The 701-nt window shown below is 40.7% G+C and carries 1 protein-coding gene; it reads right to left on the bottom strand.

The window, feature by feature from the left end:
* A partial coding sequence (locus ACRCJ0_RS17675; RefSeq protein WP_431391455.1) for a 3'-5' exonuclease occupies nucleotides 1-701 on the bottom strand: 701 nt, incomplete at both ends.

The following is a 701-nucleotide window of genomic DNA, read 5'->3' as shown; positions in this document are numbered from 1 at the left end:
TCTAAGTCCCCTGAAAAAACGATAGTCTTATTAAATAAGGGATGCATAGGATTAAAGTCACTTGTTTCTGCCTTTAAGTCCTCCACTTTAATTTGTTTTGGATAGGAACGGCGGTAGAAATCATTCTTGAAGTCTTGCTCACTTTGATAGACTTGCTTAGCTTGGTTGAAAAGTTGGTTGTACACTTCTACCGTAATATAGCAGTCTGTTAATCCCCGGTGAGCGCCCTCGTAAGAAATGCCGTAGAATTGGGTCATAGTCCCCAATTTATGGTTGGGTGTTCCTGTTACTAATTTTCGGGCGATGGTTAGCACGTCCAGGTAGTCATTTCTCACGGGGAAATTATAAAGGTTTACTGCGGTATCATAAATAAAGCTTAAGTCGAAGTTGACGTTGTAACCTAAAATGATATCTTCTTGGATGAAATCTAAGAATTCGGGCATAGCCTGTTCAATTGGTGGCGCGGTCATGACCATATGATTGGATATGCCGGTTAAATTGGTGATGAATCCTGAAATTGGTCGGTTGGGTTGGACCAAGGTTGAAAAAGTCCGGTCAATCTGGTGGTCACGAATCCGAATAGCTGATAATTCTAAAATTTCATCGTTACTTGGTTTTAAACCGGTTGTTTCGATATCAATCATGACATAATCTTTTGGAAAACCGATGATTGACTTGCCCATATGCGGTCGTTGTTGACC

The organism is Aerococcus sp. L_32 (assembly GCF_050689315.1).
The sequence above is the reverse complement of the archived record's forward strand: the minus strand, read 5'-3'. Positions and strand labels throughout refer to the sequence as shown.